The organism is Altericroceibacterium spongiae, from assembly GCF_003610805.1.
Lineage (GTDB): Bacteria > Pseudomonadota > Alphaproteobacteria > Sphingomonadales > Sphingomonadaceae > Altericroceibacterium > Altericroceibacterium spongiae.
On the sequence record NZ_RAPF01000008.1, the window covers coordinates 46,023 to 65,099 of the forward strand.

The 19,077-nt window shown below is 56.0% G+C and carries 14 protein-coding genes; 5 read left to right on the top strand and 9 right to left on the bottom strand.

The window, feature by feature from the left end; all coding sequences use genetic code 11:
- Positions 1–6 precede the first annotated feature (6 nt).
- The 6 genes from D6851_RS14125 to D6851_RS14150 all read right to left on the bottom strand — a co-directional run bounded on the left by D6851_RS14125 (position 7) and on the right by D6851_RS14150 (position 5,440).
- Positions 7–696 (bottom strand): polysaccharide biosynthesis/export family protein, encoded by a 690-nt coding sequence (locus tag D6851_RS14125; RefSeq protein WP_238474116.1) that lies wholly within the window; start codon positions 694–696, stop codon positions 7–9.
- Positions 680–2,026, bottom strand: a complete 1,347-nt coding sequence (locus tag D6851_RS14130) for an O-antigen ligase family protein (RefSeq protein ID WP_120325553.1) — start codon at positions 2,024–2,026, stop codon at positions 680–682. The genes D6851_RS14125 and D6851_RS14130 overlap by 17 nt, the downstream gene beginning before the upstream one ends.
- A 474-nt stretch (positions 2,027–2,500) precedes the next feature.
- Positions 2,501–3,181, bottom strand: a complete 681-nt coding sequence (locus D6851_RS14135) for a hypothetical protein (protein WP_147395490.1) — start codon at positions 3,179–3,181, stop codon at positions 2,501–2,503.
- 68 nt (positions 3,182–3,249) lie between these two features.
- Positions 3,250–3,549, bottom strand: coding sequence for a DUF3325 domain-containing protein (locus D6851_RS14140; protein ID WP_120325555.1), 300 nt, complete (start codon positions 3,547–3,549; stop codon positions 3,250–3,252).
- The gene (locus D6851_RS14145; protein WP_120325556.1) at positions 3,546–5,141 is read right to left on the bottom strand and encodes a PepSY-associated TM helix domain-containing protein; all 1,596 of its coding nucleotides are present in this window, start codon (positions 5,139–5,141) and stop codon (positions 3,546–3,548) included. Before D6851_RS14145 ends, D6851_RS14140 begins: the two co-directional genes overlap by 4 nt.
- Entirely contained in the window at positions 5,141–5,440 is a 300-nt protein-coding gene (locus D6851_RS14150) for a hypothetical protein (RefSeq protein WP_120325557.1), read from the bottom strand. Before D6851_RS14150 ends, D6851_RS14145 begins: the two co-directional genes overlap by 1 nt.
- Before the next feature lie 263 nt (positions 5,441–5,703).
- On the opposite strand from D6851_RS14150, the gene D6851_RS14155 reads away from it, so the two are divergent.
- Positions 5,704–6,972, top strand: coding sequence for an FAD-dependent oxidoreductase (locus tag D6851_RS14155; protein ID WP_183030109.1), 1,269 nt, complete (start codon positions 5,704–5,706; stop codon positions 6,970–6,972).
- A 30-nt stretch (positions 6,973–7,002) separates the two neighbouring features.
- A complete protein-coding gene (locus tag D6851_RS14160) occupies positions 7,003–7,362 on the top strand; it encodes a RidA family protein (RefSeq protein WP_238474117.1) in 360 nt (119 codons plus the stop codon).
- A gap of 92 nt (positions 7,363–7,454) precedes the next feature.
- Here D6851_RS14160 and D6851_RS14165 read toward each other — a convergent pair whose 3' ends face one another.
- A complete protein-coding gene (locus tag D6851_RS14165) occupies positions 7,455–10,355 on the bottom strand; it encodes a TonB-dependent receptor (protein ID WP_238474118.1) in 2,901 nt (966 codons plus the stop codon).
- Positions 10,356–10,610: 255 nt separating this feature from the next.
- On the opposite strand from D6851_RS14165, the gene acpA reads away from it, so the two are divergent.
- Complete coding sequence (gene acpA, locus D6851_RS14170) at positions 10,611–12,305, top strand: acid phosphatase (RefSeq protein ID WP_120325560.1); 1,695 nt, start codon at positions 10,611–10,613, stop codon at positions 12,303–12,305.
- Positions 12,305–13,315 (top strand): NAD-dependent epimerase/dehydratase family protein, encoded by a 1,011-nt coding sequence (locus tag D6851_RS14175; protein WP_120325561.1) that lies wholly within the window; start codon positions 12,305–12,307, stop codon positions 13,313–13,315. The genes acpA and D6851_RS14175 overlap by 1 nt, the downstream gene beginning before the upstream one ends.
- Before the next feature lie 40 nt (positions 13,316–13,355).
- On the opposite strand, the gene D6851_RS14180 is transcribed toward D6851_RS14175, so the two are convergent.
- Both D6851_RS14180 and D6851_RS14185 read right to left on the bottom strand, forming a co-directional pair.
- Positions 13,356–14,609, bottom strand: a complete 1,254-nt coding sequence (locus tag D6851_RS14180; protein WP_210210362.1) for a dicarboxylate/amino acid:cation symporter — start codon at positions 14,607–14,609, stop codon at positions 13,356–13,358.
- A gap of 124 nt (positions 14,610–14,733) precedes the next feature.
- Positions 14,734–15,672 (bottom strand): LysR family transcriptional regulator, encoded by a 939-nt coding sequence (locus tag D6851_RS14185; RefSeq protein WP_120325563.1) that lies wholly within the window; start codon positions 15,670–15,672, stop codon positions 14,734–14,736.
- 247 nt (positions 15,673–15,919) lie between these two features.
- Between D6851_RS14185 and D6851_RS14190 the strand changes: the two genes are divergently transcribed.
- Entirely contained in the window at positions 15,920–18,916 is a 2,997-nt protein-coding gene (locus tag D6851_RS14190; protein ID WP_238474119.1) for a TonB-dependent receptor domain-containing protein, read from the top strand.
- Positions 18,917–19,077: the final 161 nt, after the last annotated feature.

Below are 19,077 nucleotides of genomic sequence, written 5' to 3' on the forward strand. Positions count from 1 at the left end.
CATGCCTTAGAACCTCGAGAAAGCGTTGAAAATGCCGGCGGCTTGCAGGAAGTCGCGGTAGGCGCCTTTGACGGCGGAGAAGCCGACAACGATTTTGTCACCACCCATAATCTCAGGATCGGGAGCTTTGCCCTCACGAATGTCCTGAAGGTTGAACATGGCCCCCATTCGTTGGCCATCGACATTACGGAAGACAAGAATTTCATCCACCACAGCGACCTTGGTCAGGCCTTCAGAACGGGCAATGGCTTCCAGCAAAGTCGTACTCCCGGAAATTTCATACACACCGGGCTTGTTGACGTTACCTTCTACAGTGACCCGTTGTGCAGCAGATTGCACTACTCCGACAACCACTTGGGGAGAGCGGATGAAGCGTTCCCCTAATCCGGCTTCAATAGTATGACCGAGCTCGAGAGGTGTTTGTCCTACAGCATTAATTTCGCCCACCAGAGGGAAATTGATCGATCCTGCAGCATCGACCTGGAGTTCGTCGAAACTCAGATCAGGTTCCTGAAAAACGCGAATAGAGAGCGTATCGAGCACACCGATACGGTAGGCAGCACGTGTGCCGTTTGGATCGGGGGGGGGCATCACCGCATAGGCGGCGTCTCCCCTCGGCAGATTGGCAGACGGGGAAAAGCACCCGCTCAAAACAAATGGCAGGATTACGCAGGAACCCTTAATCAACTGACGCAATTTGATTTCCCTTCGCCTCGTCACGTCTGGTTGCCTCTAATAGACCTATAGCCAATGCCGCAATGCAAAGAAGTGCTTGACTTCGCATTGGATAGTCGACGCCGGATTGCAATGCAAAACATGTTATGATGGCCAAAAGACCGAAACGTATATCCGTTCGAGAATTACGGCTGCCGCGCAAGACCCATATCAAATAGGTTGCCCAGAGCACTATCATGAGCGGCCCAATGATGCCGCTTTCCACCATTATTTCCAGATAATCATTATGCGCCCGGCCCGCCCGTTGCGGGCGAAGATTCTCTAAAGATTCATCGAGCTGGAAGACTTCATCGAATGTTCCCATTCCGGCACCGACAGGCCAGAAACGCTTTCGGCTCGCCCAGCTGTCTTCCCAGATGCCCGGTCTTGCATCTTCCAAGCTGTCAAAACGGCTGAAAGACTGTTCCACCCTGCCACTTTGCAGTATCATAGCGGCTGCGCCTGCAAGACAGAGAAGGATTGCGGCAGCGCCTATCCAAACCCGTTGTCTATTCCATGAGCGTATTTTTAGATACGGTGTCAGTCTTGTGATAGCCAATATCATGGGTACTATGAGAAGTCCCATACTTGATCGGGATTGTGAGAGGGTGACTGACAGTGCCAGTGTGGCACTGATCGCGATGTACCATCCCTTGGCAACGCCTTTCGGTCGCAGAGCGTGCATCAGCTCAATCACAGCACACAATGCTACCACCAGGAAAAAACCGGAGGAATTGTGATTTGCGAAACTACCGAAGAGATCGTCTGACTGGCCTCCGCTGTAAAATTTGGTGGCGCCGTTTGTAATAAGCTGTGTTGCGCCGATCAGAACATTGACGAGCCCCAACCCGACAAACAGCTGAAGGGCGAGAACGCGGCGCCCGAAATCGAGGCGCGTGGATAAAATAAGGACCGTAAAGGGTGCGATAAGGCCGATAGCTGCGAGTCTGGTCAGGCTCGGCGCAACGGAAATCGGGAACCAGCGATCTTCTTCTCCAATCAGAGTGAAGGATTCCATTACGAGATCGCGGCCCGGCAATGCGCTCCACAAGGCAGGCGGCAATGGGATGAGTTGTATCACGGGTAAGGCAATCGTCAGGCAGACGAGACTTTTCAATGGCCAGGATGCCACCGAAAAAAAAGCGCGAACCTGCGGGAAAGAAAACGCCAGAATAAGTAATGCACCGAGTTGAACGGCCAGGTTATACAGCGCATATCCACGGCCACCCCCGCCAAGAAGAACGGCAAGACACAACATAATCCACAAGCCATAATCCTGCGGCAATGCGTCCCGCCATCCCGGCATGGGCATTCTGCGCGATCTGGAACGGTGTGTGGAGATAAGGCCTCGCGTAATTAAGCTGGCTGTTAGCAAATTCGGGGCGGGCGGTTACCGAAAACCGGACAAAGAAACCAGCTTAATTCTGGCCGCAGCGATAGCAGCGTGGAATGTGTGTTCATTGTCCCTCACAATTCGTCCTCCCCGTAAACACCCAGCCCGGATATTAGGATTTCTGAAGCTGAATAGATACTGACCGCAGGCGGTCAGGCAAGCCCTAAAAGGCAATTTATGTTGCGACGCAGCATTGGTGGCGGGCGTTGACTTGTGCGGATTTACGTAGAATCCCGGCGTGAGATCATGCGCAAACCCGTTGGAAATAATTGATGTTTGGTGAACTGAGATTAGCGGATGTCGATCTTAACTGCGTAACAGAAGCATGGGCATGAACGAATCCGTAAGTCGCACGCTGTTTATTCTGCACTGCAATATGGGTGTGCGTAAATATTAAGCGGCGCCCTTTTCCTGCGCCAGCTCCACTGCGTAGACTGCCTGAGCGAGATAGGACCGCAAGGTTGTTTTAGAGAGAGTGACTTTCTGGTCTTTGGCAAGCTGAAGGCATGTGCTGAGGATGGGGAGCAGCGCCTTCAGTTGCTCACTTTCACTCTCGCTTACCGGTTGGGTTGCGAGAAAGCCCAGCGTCTCTTGGGGGGCGTTGCGAAACGTGCATTCTGAAACATGCATTTGTAGCGCACGCAATTTAGCACGGCGGTCTGTGAAGCGACTGATATAGGCATCGTCAAATTGATAAGGTAAGGCCGAAAAATCAGGCATGTTCCCATGATTATATTTATGGGTCAGGACGTAGCTGGCCAACGCTCCATGGAACAAGTCTGCTTTAAAAGAGAGAGCTGTTTTTTGGAAGAGAGGCCCAAAACAACGCTGGCCTTTGGTGAGAGCCAACTGCTTTGCTTCGCGTTGTTCTTTATCAGTCCATTCCACATGAGTCAGGAGCGTAAGAACACGCTCTTCGTCAGTCCGTGCAACGCAATTGGAAAAATGCCAGAATTGGGCCTGTGCATTTTGCGGGCTGGCCTGACCATCAAAAGCCGTGCCTGTTTCTTTTGCAGCCTGTAGCGGGGTAGCTATAAGAAAAGCAGCTAACATAGCAAGTGAGAAGCGTGGCATAACTAATCCTTAAGCAGAGGCCTGAGGATTCCATCAAACTATCAAATGATCAAGAATATAGTGCGAAATTATTCTTTATGCCCTGGATCAAGCCACTTAACTGTTTCAGGTAGAAAGTTGAGCATGAGAAAAACAACGCCGGCGCTGCACATTACCATGCCGGACCACAATACAGGGCCGTAAATCCACCCTTCTGCTGCTATGCTGACAGGAAAGCTGAAAGCCAGCAATATCCATCCGATCCTGCGCATGCGGTGCGAGCGTTCGGGGGAGGGGCGCTGTTCGAAACGTGTCTGATGATGCTTTTTATCGGCGAGACCGAAAAAGCCGAAGGCAATCACGCATAAAATGAAGAGCAAACCGGTCATTCCGCTGGTTCCGGAGCAAGTGTTTCGGGAACAGGGGTTTTGCCTTTGTTGCGTAACGCTCGCCGGCGTCTTTCGGGTGGGCGATAGCGTGCGATGCGGAGCGCAATAGCTATGGCGGCCATCCCGAAGACGAGGAGCGATATATCGATTCCGGCCAGCACCCAGTCCCCGGCCGCGATGGTCGATGGCAAGCCGTTCATATCGGCAAGGATGTTGTAAAATGGCAGGGTAAAAAGCGCTGCGCCCGTGAGGCCGAACAGTACAGTCCAGCTCCATTTCGGCCTAAGCGCAAGAGCCAGCAGAGCGGAGATACCCCAGCTGATGAAGAGCCAGTTGATTTCTGTATCGGCCCGGTTCGCAAGATCAGCTGGCAGGAGGCGATTGGCCCAGAACATGGCGGCTATACCCAGTGAAAAACCGGCGATAGTCGCCACATTTAACCGTTCCACCAGATGAAAACCAAAATGCGGTCGGGTCGGGTCGGGAAGCTTTTCCCGCCTCTTAACGGTCCACATAATCAGCCCCGAACCGACCATTATCGTCCCGGCGACGCCTGCAAGGAAGTAAAGAAAGCGTAAGGTTTCCCCGGAGAAACGCGCAGCATGAAGACCGATCATCGCTCCGGTGGTGACCGCCGCCCCACCCGGGGGCGGGGAACGCCAGATTTCCCGGCCAGTCACTGCATTGTAAACAATAGATGGTGTTCGGCTGTCGAGCTGCTCTGCCCCACTAATTCTTATAGTTACCCGCGCCATTTCGTCACCGGGATTGGAGATCATCAGCGTGCCCGCTTTCATTCCCAGTTTCTCTTCGGCATCGTGAACCAGTGTGGAGAGGGGCACCATATCCATACGTTTCCCTGTAGGCTCGACACCGTCTGCCGAGGGGAACAACTCATTTTGAATGGCGCGCGTATTTTCATAATTGGCGACGATAGCCCAGGGCATGAGCATCGCCATAAGGGTAACGAGGCCTGTATATGTGATCATCAGGTGGAAAGGCAGGGCCAGCACGGCGGTGGCGTTATGCCCGTCGAGCCAGGTTCGCTGCCCCTTGTGTCGTCGGAATGTGAAGAAATCCTTGAAGATCTTCTTATGCGCCACCACACCCGAACATATCGCCACAAGCATCATCATTGCGGCCAGACCAACCAGCCAGCGTGCCCAGATCACCGGCATGTAATGCAGATCGAAATGGAAGCGGTAGAAAAATTCGCCACCACGGCTTGGGCGGAGATGGGCAGGGTCGGTATTCGACCCGATCCGGGCGCTGTTGTCCAGCCAGTATCCCGTGGCGTCAGGACTGTCGGGCTGGGGTGTCCAGAATGTAAAACTGCCTGCATCGTTGCGATTGGGCATGGTTATAAACCAGCTCATCGCGTCGGGTGCGTGTTTTTCGAGGTAGTGCTGGGTTTTGTCGAGCAGTTGATAGGGCTGTTCGACACGAGCCATTTCCGGATGCATCCACCGGTTCACGCCTTCGCGGTAGAAGGCGATGGTCCCGGTGATGAAGACAAGAAACAGGAGCCAGCCCAGCAGCAGGCCGGACCAGGTGTGTAAAAATGTCTGAGACTGGCGGAAGGATTTGGCCATTATGCTGCCTCCAGCCCGAGTGAGAGCCAGGCGATCAGGCCGGCTGCACCGCCGATCAGTCCCAGACTCCATAATGCCCGCCAACCAGAGCTTGCAGCGAATGACCACATCACGCCAGCGCAGCAAATCGCAAAAGATGCCAGCATCCCGACCAGTGTCGCCTGCGCACGCTCTATCGGCACAAGGCGTGACAGGGCGATGGCCCACAGGCTCGCCACAGCATAGCTGACAGGAACAGCTGCAATCACGCGCAGGATCGTATCCACGCTTTTAAGCCAGACCGGTTTTTCTTTCGTCATAATCCGCCACATTTGAGATTGAGACGCAATGTCATAAATGGTGCGACGGGACCACCCAAAAAATGTCCGATAAGCAATGTGGGGCCGGGGTCTGTCCGGCCATGCTATAGACCTAAGCTATAATGTGTCTGCATATTGGCAATGTCGGGCCAATTGTCGTGCTGGCCCCCTCCATTTACTCTTGCCGGCCTATCGCAAGGCCATGCCCGCAATTGTACGCGTTGCAGTCATCACCTTGCTCAGGACCAGCAGGCGACAGGATTTTGAAACAGACTTTCCCCGGACAGAAGGACAATTCGGGCATTCTTACGAGAAAGGCGCGCCATGTCACGGTGATTGGCGGCGGTGTCGTTGGCATGGCGACCGCTTATGCATTGGCGAGAAGGGGGCATCGGGTAACGGTGCTGGAAGCGGAAAGCGGGCCAGCCATGCGTACAAGCTATGCCAATGGCGCGCAGCTCAGCTATGTCTATACGGATGCGCTGGCTAATGCCGCCCTATGGAAAAGCCTGCCGAAACTGGCTTTGGGGCGAGATCCTTCGTTCCGTATGCGGGTTTCGCTTTCACCAGCCTTTCTAAGCTGGCTGGCCAAATTTACCGGGCAAATGAACAGCCGCGCTTTTGAACGTAACACGCTGGCTGTGTTGGCGCTGGCTGAGGAATCCCGGCAGGCGATGGAGAATCTGCTGACGCAGCATCCGATTGCCTTTAGTTATGAGAGGCCGGGCAAGCTCCATCTTTACGAAAATGCGACGAGCTATGCTGCGGCGCAGCGTATTATGACGCTGAAAGCGCGTTACGGTGTGCAGCAATTCGCGCTTAATCCACAAGAAGCGGTGATGTGTGAACCGGCGCTGGAAAATGTGGCGCAGCGCCTTGCCGGTGCGATCCATTCACCTGGCGAGGAAGTTGGTGACCCCTTCCAGTTCACGCGTGCGGTCAGTCAATTGCTGAGAGACGATTATGACATAGCTTTGCGTTATCGTGCGCGAGTGAAGCGGCTTAAGCAGCAGGGGCATCAATGGGTTCTCACGCTGACCAGTGGCGAGGAACTGGTACAGGATGATGTTGTCTTGTGTACGGGTCCTGAAGCCAATCAGCTTTTGCGTCCGCTCGGTCTGCCGCAGCTTATACAGGCGATGAAAGGTTATTCGATTACAGCGCCGCTGGGCAAACGAGCGCCATTGGTCAGCATTACGGATACTCCGCGCAAGATCGTCTTTGCCCGACTGGGTGACCGGATGCGGATCGCTGGGCTGGCAGAGATCGGCGTTTCTTCGAGCCAGGTCGAGCCCAACCGTCTTGCCACGCTGGTCCGGCTTGCGCGCGAAGCCCTGCCTGAAGCGGCCGATTACGATGCCATTACCGACCATTGGGCCGGCTTGCGCCCAATGACACCCAATTCGCAGCCGATCATTTCGCATCCCCGGACCGGCCTGTATCTTAATTGCGGACATGGCATGCTGGGCTGGACCCTTGCGATGGGAAGTGCCGAACGTGTGGCGCGGATGTTTGAAACATCCGCCTGTTGAATATGTCCCTGACAATTTTGGAGATTGATTATGATGGCATCCCCTTCGGGTCCGCCGCTCAGTCCTGCGCGCCGAGCCGGTGGCCTGCTTTTTCTGTCGGGGCAACTGCCGCGCGGAGCGGATGGTGCGATTGCCGGTAGCGGCATGCTGGAGCAGGCTCGTCTGGCTCTGAGCAACCTGAAAAAACTGCTGGAAAGTGAAGGCTGTTCACCTGACGATGTTGTGAAGGTGACTGCCTGGATCACCGATGCAGCCGATATGGCCGCTTTCAATCTCGCGTATTGTGAGCTGTTCGACACCCCTTATCCGGCGCGTTCCACGGTTGTCAGCGCGCTGGTGGCTCCGGGAGCACTGGTGGAAATCGAAGCGATAGCGCAATTGCCCGGCTGACCCGCAGCGACAGGCAAGATTACATAGAAAACGGGCGCTGTTCCGGGGAGGTGGAACAGCGCCCGCTTGCCTTCATATCCGAAAACGAGAGATCAGAAATCCGCGCTTAAAGAGATGAAGACCGACCGGCCCGCCACGTCATAGACGCCCGGATAGGTGTTGCCATTGCCGAATTGGTAGAGCAGACCTTGGGCAATGGCAGGCGGGTCCTTGTCGAACAGGTTATTAATGCCGACCCGCATGGAGAGCTCGTCCGTCAGTTTGGCGGAACTCGTCAGGTCGAAATAGTTATAGGCTGGCAGTTTGTCATTGATGACGTAGGTGTCACCCGTCAGCAATTCCTGGTCGGAATTATTGGTAAGCGACGTACCGCCGATATAGCGCCAGTTCAGTGAAAGTGAGAAGAGATCCGCATCGTCGCTCCAGGTGATACGGGCCTGATGCCGCCATGCAGGGCTGGGTTGGCCGCAAGTCGGCCCGAAAAGGCCTTTGCAATCATAGGATCCGAGGCCGGGCAACGGTTCATTGACCAGTTCGTTCAGCCATGTGCCGTCGAAATTCAACGCCAGCATACCCTGGCCAAGCGGTACCGAATAACGCAGGCCGAAGTCGATACCGGAGGTTTTGAGCGAGCCGGTGTTCTGTGTGGTCGATTCCACATAACCGTCGGTTCCGAAAAGGACGCCGGAACGGGGATCGCGATGGAACAGGCCACAGAAATAAGGATCACCTGTCTGCGTGCACTGGTTGATAATGAGCTGAGCGGAAACGCTCGAAATGTAGTCTTTGACCTTAATGTCGAAATAGTCGGCGGTGAGCGTCAGGCGCGGAATAATGCGCGGCTGAACAACCATACCGAACGTGTAGGTATCGGCCGTTTCGGGTTCGAGGTTCGGATTACCGCCACCAAGGGCAACACATGTTTCGGCAGGGCATTCGGGCACATTGCCATATTGTTCGGCGGTCAGGCCTGAAGCGATACACTGATCGAGCCCCGCAGAGGGAGACGATCCGGCGCAGGGATCGTTGCCCGAAACGTTGCCGAGTGACTGGGATGCGTAAAGTTCGGAAATATTCGGTGCGCGGATCGCCCGGTTATAGCTGCCGCGCAGCCGCAAATCGGGGATCGGCGCATAGACCAGTTCCACCTTATAGGTAGAAATGTTTTTATCGATCGAGGAATAGTCCGACAGGCGATAGCCCCCCGTGACGGTTAGTTCGTCGGCAAAGGGCATGTCTTCGAGAATCGGCACCTGAATTTCAGTGTAGAATTCGGTGACATTGAATTTGCCGTCGCTTTCCGTTGTGCCCTTGGCCTGAGCCAGCGCATCGGCTTCGAAAAGGAGTGTTTCGCGGCGATGTTCGATACCGAATACCGCGCCAATACCTTGCGAAGCCCACGGGCTTATGACGCCATAGGGAGTGAGATCAGCGCTGACATTGCCGGAGAGAACCGTTTCCGTATCGACACCGCGTGTAAAGGTCGGGGCATAGATATAGTCGAAAGCTTCTTCGCTGATCGCACCATAGGCAAAAGCGTCAAGCGGGACACAACTCGGATCGGTCCCGTCCAGTGCGGACTGGCAAGTGGGCGTTCCGTTATCGTCGACCACCAGCAGTGCATTCTTGGCCTTGTCCGGATCAATGTCGTTCTGATAGTTTTCCTGATATAAAACACGCGAATACAGGACGTTGGTATCGTAGGTGATGCCTTCGGCAATTTCACCTTTGACTCCGCCGGAGACGCGATAATCGGTGTGGCGCAGGCTATCGCGGCGGGGACGTGCATTGCCGGCAACCGGACGATAACCGATAAAGAGATCCTGCGTGGCGCTGGAGCCATAGGCGCTGCCGCAGAGCTGCTGGCCTTGGGAAGCGCTCATCAGCGGATTGTCGCAGTTGATCGTGTAGGTTTCACCCTGCCACAGAGCCGATGGCGCGACCTGACTATAGGTATGGTCATCCATGAACATGAAGCTGCCATAGATCTCGGCAGCCGGGGCGACTTCGTAATGCGCGAAGGCGCCTGCGGTGAAACGTTCATCCGAGCGCTGGAAATAGTTCAGAGGCGCGTAATTATAGACATAGTCATTATTGTAAGGGACCCAGGTCCGGTTGCCGTCCTTGGTGTTGACCAGGCGGACATTTCTGTTCGGACCATCGAGTGGCTGGAACAGGCCATATTCATTGTTGCTCGAGCCACCGCAGAGATATCCCGTGCGATCTCCATTGGGATCGAGGGCACAGGCCGAAACATCGCGATCCGACTGGACGATGGGTTTGACTTTGCGATAGCCGAAATAGGCGGTTACGTTACCGCGATCTTCGGCAAAATTGGTTCCCATCGCAATGTTGGCGTCGAATTTTTCGCCGTCGATCGGCAGGTGAGGCGCGTTCTCATAGCCGGTATCTGCCAGCAGGGAGCGCCTTTCGCTGTTGACATTGTGATGTATTGAGAAGCCGTATTGCGCGTCGGCATGCACGCCTTCCAGATCGTCTTTCAGGATGAAGTTGACGACACCGGAAACGGCATCGGAGCCGTAAACCGCAGAGGCACCGCCCGTTACCACGTCAATACGCTGAACCAGCGAAGACGGGATGAAGTTCACGTCTGTCGCCTGAATAGGCAGCAGGCGCTGACCGTTTACGAGAATGAGATTGCGGTTGGAGCCGAGGTTGCGAAGATTGATCTTCGCCGTACCGTCTGCGCCATTGGAGACATTTTCATTAGCGTCAGGTGTTACCATCGGCATGCGGTTGAGTACATTCTCGATATTTACCGCACCCTGCTGTTTGATTTCCTGCGCATCGATAGCGGAAATCGGGCTGGCGCTGACTGTCCCTGGATTTTGGATACGAGTGCCGGTTACCACGATGGGGGCATTATCCTGCACCTCCTGCGCCTGAGCTGAGCCCGGTATCACCATGGAAGCTGCAAGCATCGATACAGCGGCGGCACTGCTGTAAAAATATCCTTTTTTGAGAGTGGACATTTTTTGTTTCCTCATTTGACCCTGATGGTCGGGAATATGCCACAGCTTTCGATAATATCAAATATATTATACGGTATCTTGACAGCGGTAGAGGAAAATTCGCAGGATTGAGCGTCTCCCGTCAGAGGAATTGTGTGCAATTTGGTTTAAAAAGAGCACTTTCAAATAATGCGCAGGTGGCCCCTGCATCCTGTTTCAGCTTTCAGACCCGCCTTGATCCTTGCACGAGTCGCGTCGACAGTGGAAAGAAAGGCCATGAGCGATAAAACGACTCCCGATCCGCTGTCTGTTTCGTCTTCCGATCCGACCGATGACCGTCCTCAGGACCCGCAGCGCCGCCTCGTACTTGGCGGGCTCGCTGCTGCACTCGGCAGCGCTTCGATTACGGTAAAGGCGCAAGCTGCGACCGGCGGCAGCCAGCCTTCATCGCGCAAAGAGGGGGATGCTGATCGGGCACTCGCTGCTGCGATCGATACAGTGGTGGTTATTTTTGCTGAGAATCGCAGTTTCAACAATCTTTTCGCCGATTTTCCCGGCCTGGAGCAGCCGCTTTCCAGGGTGCCGCCCGAGCGTATGCAACAACGTGATCGCGATGGCAGTATCTTGCCTCGCCTTCCGAAAATATGGGGCGGCCTTGTCCCCAATCCGCAGACCGTGCAGCATCAGACCTATCGCATTGGTGAAGACGATCTTGGGCCCATTGCCAATGGCGCATTCGAGCTGGTGACAGCAGAGGGCGATCCTTTGCCGCATGGGCTGATTACCCGCGATCTCATCCATGCTTTTTATCATAACCAGATGCAGATCAATGGCGGGGCCAACGATCAGTTCGTCGCCTGGGGAGATAGCGGTGGGCTGGTGATGGGCCATTACGGCGATATGCGGGCGAATTTCCGCCTGTGGCAAATCGCGCGTGATTATACTTTGTGCGACAATTTCTTTATGGGAGCCTTTGGCGGCTCCTATCTCAATCACCAATATCTGATTGCCGCGAGGCCGCCTTACTATCCCGAAGCGGATAAAAGCCCTGCCGCTGGCCGCATTGCACAGCTTGAAGGCGGCGATCCGAAGGGCACAAGGCTGAAGCTCGATCCCCGGACGCCTGCCAGCGCGCTCGATGGTCCGGCGCGTTTCGGTACATCGTCGATCAGCCCCGATTTCTATACCGTCAATACGATGTTGCCGCCTTATGCGCCAACCTATCTGCTCGATCCTGACCGGCCGGGCTATTCGGACTGGAGTGACGAACATACCTGTCCGCCGCAGGAGCATAAAACGATCGGGGATATGCTAAGTGCCAAAGGCATCGACTGGGCATGGTATGCCGGTGGCTGGACGGCCGCACTGGAGGGGCATGGCACAAGCGGGGATTTCCCCTCGCGCCCCAATTTTCAGCCCCATCATCAGCCGTTCAACTATTATGCTCGCTTCGCGCCCGGCACCGCGGCGCGTACAAAGCATCTGCGCGACGGCGGAACGGGCGATACAGCACGTACCAACAGTTTCCTGAGGGACGCAGAAGACGGGACACTGCCTGCTGTGAGCTACTATAAGCCGCAGGGAAATCTGAACATGCATGCCGGCTATTCGGATGTGGATTCCGGCGATCGGCATATCGCTGCCGTGGTCGATGCTTTGCGGGACAGCCCGCAATGGGAACGGATGCTGATCGTCATTACCTTCGATGAAAATGGCGGATGGTGGGACCATGTCGCGCCACCGAAAGGCGATCGCTGGGGGCCGGGTACGCGCATTCCGGCGATCATCGTTTCCCCGCATGCCAGACGGGATCATGTCGATCACACGATCTATGACACTGGCTCGATCGCTCGCTTTATCACGCGACGTTTCGGACTCGAAAAACTGCCGGGCCTGATCGAGCGGGAGGAAGCGATGAAAGCAGCCGGTGGTTCGCCACCGGGCGATCTGACCGCCGCGCTGGATATCTGATGCCCACAGCTCTCGTCACCGGCGCCGCTGGCTTTATCGGTTCCTATGTGTGCCGAACATTGCTGGAGGAAGGCTGGCGTGTCATCGGGCTCGACTGCATGTCCGACTATTATGAGGTGGCCTTGAAGGAGCGGCGCGAAGCGACGCTGCAGGCCTATGACGATTACCGATCCGTCCATGACAAGGTTGAGACGCCCGGCCTGCTGATGAGGCTTTTCGCAGATGAAAAGCCCGATGTGGTGGTGCATCTCGCTGCGCAGGCAGGGGTACGTTATTCGATTGAAAATCCGCGCTCTTATCTCGAAAGCAACATTGTCGGCACATTCGAACTGCTTGAAGCGGCGCGCGCTTATCCGCCGCGTCATATGCTGCTGGCTTCCACCTCGTCAGCCTATGGTGCGAATGATGAGATGCCCTATCGTGAAACCGACCGGGCGGACCATCAGATGTCCTTTTATGCCGCGACCAAGAAATCTACTGAGAGCATGGCACATAGCTATGCGCATTTGTTCGATCTGCCGGTCACCATGTTCCGGTTCTTTACCGTCTATGGTCCGTGGGGCCGGCCTGACATGGCGCTGTTCAAATTCACCAAAGCGATTCTCGAAGATAAGCCGATCGATGTTTACAATCATGGCGATATGAAGCGGGACTTCACCTATGTGGACGATCTGGTTCACGCGATCAGGTTGTTGATCGATGCGGTGCCGGTGCGTCCCGAAGACGGGGAGGTGCCGGATAATGACAGTCTGTCGCCTGTCGCCCCTTTCCGCGTGGTCAATATCGGCAATTCGGATGCGGTGCAGCTCACAGATTTCATCGAAGCGATCGAGAAGGCCATCGGCAAAAAGGCGGAACGCAATCTGATGCCGATGCAGCCGGGCGATGTGCCTGCTACCTGGGCGGATGCGACGCTGCTAAAGAATCTCACCGATTATGCGCCGAAAACATCGGTGCCCGAAGGCGTGGCTAAATTCGTCCGCTGGTATCGCCAATATTACGGCGTCTGAGATGAGAAGAGCCCCGATTTGATCGGGGCTCTTTCCGCGACTACTCCACAGCGTCCGTATAATAGACATCCACGTCGATTTCGTCCTCGAGCCGCGCGACCGTAGTCGCGACGGCAAGATCGCCTGTGACGTTGACCACCGTCCGCATCATATCCAGCACACGGTCGAAGGGGAAAATGAAGCCGACGATCAGAGCGGTCTGTTCATTGGTGACGCCGATCGTGCCAAGCACAACCGTCAGCAGAAACAGCGAGGCGGATGGAACCGATGCAGTGCCGACTGACACCAGCGTGGTGGTGAGCGCGATCATGGCATAATCGATCAGATGCAGATCGATGCCGAAAATCTGTGCCGCGAAAATCGTCACCGAGGCCACATAAAGCGCTGTGCCATCCATATTGACCGTGGCGCCGAGAGGCAGGATCGAGGATGCGACCGGTCCCTTCACGCCAAGATTATGCTCGGCGCAGGACAGGCTAACCGGCAAAGTTCCTGAACTGGAAGAGGTCGAATAGGCGACCAGCTGGGCGTCCACGATTCCCTTGAAAAAGGGCACGATCTTCAACCGGCCGATCAGGCGTACCAGCGGCCCATGCACCAGCAGGATATGCAGGAAACAGCCGAGATAGACCGTAACGGCAAGCAGGAAAATATTGACGAAAGTAGAGAAACCGGCGGTTCCCATCACTACGGCGATCAGAGCGAAAACCCCGAACGGGGCGCATTCCATCACGATATGTGTGATCTTGAGCATCACTTCCGCAGCATCTTCGAACAATGTGCCGAGCGTTTTGGCTCTTTCGCCTGCCATCAATATGCCCGCGCCCACCAGAATGGCGAAGAAGATGATGGCCAGAACGTCGCCTTGCGCAAAAGCGGCAAAGGGATTGTCCGGCACAATGGAAAGCAGCCTTTCTGTGAGGCTGACTTCGCCTTCGAATCCTTTGGGATCGACCCCGATCAGTTCCACGCCGATGCCGGGCCGGATCAGCGATGTGACAACGATGCCGATGATGATCGCGAAGAGCGTGGTCATCAGGTAAAGCGCAAAAGCCTTGATCCCGATGGAGCCAAGCCGTTTGGGATCGTCCATGGCGACAACGCCCGCTACCAGCGTGACGAAGACCAGCGGCACCACCAGCATTTTGATGAGTCTGATGAAGAGATCGCCGATCCACTGGATCGACGTGATCGAATCACCGGCCACTGCGCCGACAACCGCCCCCAGCACCAGCGCAGCCGCAATGCGCTTCCACAAGGTAATGGCGAACCATTTCTGCATTATGCTCGTCACGATATTCCCCCGGGAATGTCAGCCTGCGGGGCTGCATTCCGTATGATGTGATCATTCCGGCCTTGGGTCAGGCAAGCCTGCACGCAGGGACAGAACGGATAGTTACGAAAGGCATAGATCATGGCTATGCCATCTCCTGACCGGTGAAGCGGGAAGCGGCCAGAGACGGGTGCAGGGCGCCGCTCTCCTCGTCCAGCACCTTGCGGAATGTGGCGATGAAGCGCCGCACCTGACTGGCAGGGCCGCTATCTTCCAGCATCATACCGGTGACCGGAAAGCGGATCGGATTGGCCAGTGAATAGATCTGCACATCCTCGCCGCGAAAAAAACGTGCCGTAAATTCGTCTACCACCGCCACACCGACACCCTCTTTCACCAAAGCAAGAGCGATATAATAGGTGCGGGCCGTTACCACTTCATGCGGTGCAATGCCGTGGCGGGTAAATTCGGCATCGAGCAGATCGCCCGAGGGGCCGCTATCGCGCAAACCGATGAAATCGATCCCGTCCAGAGCGGTCACGGGCAGGCTGGTTTCCGATCCGAATCGGCCGCGCGGAGCGACGATCTGCAACTCGCCGGTCCCGAATGTGATGGGCGTCAGCCGGGGCAGGGCGGCCCCGCTATACCCTATGGTGAGATCGCATTCGCGTTCGTAAAGCGCGCGGGCCACATCCTTTGAATGCAATGTGGTGATCTCGAACGACATGTTCGGTTCGATTTTACGAAAGGCGGCAATGGCGCGCGGGGCAACGGACAGACCCAGCGAAGGGAGCACGGCAAGCCGCAAATGGCCGCCTTTGCGCGCTGAAATATTGCGTGCCGTGCGGCTTAGCGTTCCCATACGCGAATAGACTTCGGCGGCGTCGGTAAACAGTTCATGCGCTGCTTCCGTGGCGACAAGGCGGCCTTTTACGCGCAAAAACAAAGGGTAGCCGAGCTGATCCTCGGCATGGCGCAGCACTTTGCTGACCGAGGGCTGGGATACATTGAGCGCACGTGCAGCGGCACTGATCGAACCGTGCACATAAACGGCGTGAAAGACTTCAACATGGCGCAGACGCATGGGTTACTCTAACTATACCACAAAGAAGACGTGTCCAGTGCAACCTGCCTCACTCCGTCAATTTTCACCACTCTGTATCCAGAGGCTATAACGCAAGGTTATGGATGCAAGAACAACGGGAAATTGATCGTATGTAACGGATGCCGAATAGTTTCCGTGACAAAATGAGGTCAATGGCGATGGGGGCTATTGACCGGGTGCCGCCGATGATGCGGTGGCACTCACAAGAGAGCAAGGGGTTAGCATTATGGTGCATGGCACATGCAGCAAGGGATTCAGGTTCACATTATTTCTTTCGGCCAGCATGGGTGCGATGGGCGTCGCCCATGCGCAGGAGGCCGTGACCGGGGCCGATGAGGACGGGCAGGACGCCATTGTCGTCATCGGTTCGCAGATCAAGAATTCCGCCGTGGCGGGGACGCTGCCTGTGTCGGTTGTGGGGCAGGACGATATCGATGCGATTGCACCCAGTTCGGTCGCCGATCTGATGCAGGCCCTGCCAGCCAATGGCACGATGAATTTCAATGGTACCGATACGGTGGGCGGCGGGGTTCACTCGGCGCGCGGTGACGTGGCTTCGGTCAATCTGCGTTCCATTGGATCGGGCAATACGCTGGTTTTACTGAATGGCCGCCGTCTGGTGCAGCATCCCGGTTTCCAGACCGAGGATTCGGTGCCGGTCACCACGGTCAATATGAATGCTGTCCCGATTACGGGAATCGAGCGGGTAGAAGTGCTGCATGACGGTGCCGCCGCTCTTTACGGGTCCGACGCGGTCGCAGGTGTCGTGAATACGGTTCTGGACGATAAATATGAAGGCATGGAGCTGGGCGGTGAATTCGGTTTCGCCGAAAATACCAGCAAAGAGCGCTATCGTCTCAATTTTCAGGGTGGCTGGGGCTTCAATGAAGGCCGCAGCCATGTGACGCTGGCTCTGTCTTATTATAAGGCGACCATGCTGGAAGCCACAGAGCTTCCCTATGCTGCCAATGCGGATCGGCGCCCTCTCGTAGAAGATACCGAGTTTGCCGGCGATACGAGTTTCGACAATCGGTCGATCAGCACGCCCTGGGCGCAGCTGGTCGCTTCGCAGGCAGTGGACGGTCTGACCAGTTCGGGCGGCGCATTCCACTTTCAACCGGTCGGCATGTCGGGTTGTACCAGCGGCAATCTGGGTAACGATAGCTGTATTGCCAGCGGCACGGTGCAGCGGGATCTGCGGTATAATGTGAATCAGTCGCGTACCATGTCGCCCGGTGTCGAGCGCGGCAATGCCTTTGCCACTTTCACCCATGATTTGGGCGGGGCGGAATTCTATGCCGAAGGCGGCTATTATCGCGCCCGGACCAAGGAACACCGCGCCGAAAGTTCCAAACTGACCTCGGCCAATTTCACCGTCTCCAGAGACGCATACTGGAATCCCTTCGGCGCGGTGGGCAATCCCAACCGTATTTCCGGATTCGATATTCCTGCGGAAGGTCTCGATCTCACTCTGGAACGCTATCGTGTGATCGATGCCGGTTTCCGCGACATTCAGGTGGATAATGAAAGCTTCCGGATGCTCGGTGGTTTCCGCGGAGATCTGGGGGACTGGAGCTGGGATACGGCAGCGCTGTATTCCGAGGCGACGACCAAGGACATCACTTTCGATCGGGTGAGCAATTCGCTCTTTTCTCAGGCGATCAATCGCACCGATGACAGTGCTTATAACATCTTCAATGGCGGCGATCCTGACAGCCCCAACTGGGGCGATGCGACGCCCAATCCGCAAAGCGCGATCGATTCCTTCCTTGTCGATGTGAAACGTAAGGACAAAACATCGCTGGCTCTGGCCGATTTCAAAGTGTCCAATGGCACTTTGCTGGCTTTGCCGGGCGGCGATCTGGGTGTTGCGGCCGGTGTCGAATGGCGTCGCACATCCTATTCGGACGATTATGATGACCGGCTCGACGGTACAATCAACTTCATCGATTCGGTCACCGGCGAACTGGGCAATGTGTCCGATGTCATGGGATCCAGCTCTCAGCCCGATTCCAGCGGCAGCCGCAATGTCCTGTCAGCCTTTGCCGAACTGGCCGTGCCGATCGTCAGCCCCGATATGAATGTGCCGCTGATGCAGAGCCTCAATCTGCAGGTGGCCGGGCGTTTCGAACATTATTCGGATGTCGGCGATGTGTTCAAACCCAAATTCGCGGCTAGCTGGGAAGTGGTCGATGCCCTGAAATTGCGTGCTTCTTATGCGGAAGGCTTCCGCGCCCCCAATCTCGAACAGCTTCACAATCCACTATCAACCCGCGTATCGACCGTGATCGACTATTATCGCTGTCAGGCAGCGGTGAATAAGGGCGATATTCCGACGCTGGCGGGCTGTTCGGGCAATGACAGTGTGGAAGAGCTGCGTTACGGCAATAGTGAGCTGAAGCCGGAAACCAACACCTCCTACAGCTTCGGGGCCGTGTTCACACCGCTGCGCAATCTCACTTTCACGGCCGATTACTGGCATATCGAACAGCGCAATCTGGTCGGTCTGTTCGGTGCAGAAAACCATGCCGCGCTCGATTATGCGATGCTGGCTTCGGGTGAAGGCCCCAATCCTAATATCATTCGTGCCGATGTGACGGCCGACGATATCGCCTATTATGCCGGTAGCGGGCTCGATCCGCTGGGCGGCATCGTGCAGGTGACCGATCTGTTTACCAATCTCGACAGCCGGGTGACCGAAGGGCTCGATCTTGGCCTGTATTATGCGCTGCCCGATACGGGAATCGGACGGTTCGATTTCAAGCTGAACGGCTCCTATCTCATCAAGGCCAATCAGGGCCTGTCCGCGCAGGCTGAACAGATCGTCGATGTGCTGGGCGATGCGGTCAATCTCGAAGCCGTGGGCGATCTGATGGAGCTCAATGGCCGCCCTGAATGGCAGGCTTCGGGCACAGTGACATGGCGCAGCGGTAATGGCTGGGGCGCTGGCCTGTTCGGGCGCTATGTCGGGAAATATTACGACACCAGCGTCACGCAGAACGAGACCGGCGCTTTCTGGCCGGTCGATGACTGGTTCACTATGAATGCCTATGTCCAGTATCAGTTGCAGGATGGTGCACTGGAAGGTTCACGCGTGCGCCTCGGTGTGCGTAATTTGCTGGACAGCGATCCGCCGCTCGTCGATGCAACCTATGGCTATGATGCCAGCATGCACAGTGCGGAAGGGCGCTTCTTCTACGCGTCGCTTCTCGCGAAGTTCTGATGCAATCGTGCCCGGAAGGATGCCGCTCCCCTCATTGGCATCTCTTCCGGGCCAACCCATTCGGGTCTGGCATGCTGTCGCGTCTCTTTGCATGCCGGTCCGGTCCCAGGGGCCGCATCGTTGCCCGGCGGTGCGGCCTTTCCCTTTTGTCGATTATTGAG